The sequence below is a fragment of the Rhodopseudomonas sp. BR0C11 genome, assembly GCF_010820945.1.
Lineage (GTDB): Bacteria > Pseudomonadota > Alphaproteobacteria > Rhizobiales > Xanthobacteraceae > Rhodopseudomonas > Rhodopseudomonas palustris_H.
Genome location: NZ_QTKI01000831.1, coordinates 1 through 526, shown reverse-complemented (window position 1 = coordinate 526; position 526 = coordinate 1). Strand labels below are relative to the sequence as shown.

Genomic DNA, 526 nt, shown 5'->3' with positions numbered 1-526 from the left:
CTCACTGCCCGCGTCGCCCTCACCCCAGCCCTCTCCCGCAAGCGGGAGAGGGAGTCCGCTGCGTCTTGGGCAGCGTCGATCTTCCGTCGCGAGAGGGTCAACTACTACTCTTCTTCGCCGTCAGCGCATCCGCCACCGCGGTGCGGATGTCGGCGACCGAGAACGGCTTGGTGACGACGTCGTGCACGATGGCGTCGAGGCCGGAGGCGCGTTCGCGCTGATCGGCGAAGCCGGTCATCAGCAGGATCGTCAGCTCGGGGAAGTCGCGCGCCGCGGCGAGCGCCAGCGCGATGCCGTCCATGATCGGCATCTTGATGTCGGTCAGCAGCAGGTCGAACTTGCCGTTCTGGCTGGTGAGAATTTCCAGCGCTTCGCTGCCGTCTTCGGCCGTGACGGTTTCGTGGCCGTCCATGCTGATCGCGCGGGCGACCAGCAGGCGCATCGATTCTTCGTCGTCGGCGATCAGGATGCGCGCCATCGTGTTATTCCCTCGTCGCGGCCGGCGCCGGGCCGCGTGCAACTACAC

Annotated in this window: 1 protein-coding gene; it reads right to left on the bottom strand. The window is 66.9% G+C overall.

The genetic code is table 11. The features are described 5' to 3' along the window. Positions 1 to 97 precede the first annotated feature (97 nt). Positions 98 to 478, bottom strand: coding sequence for a response regulator (locus DYI24_RS27660; RefSeq protein WP_164574574.1), 381 nt, complete (start codon positions 476 to 478; stop codon positions 98 to 100). Positions 479 to 526 lie beyond the last annotated feature (48 nt).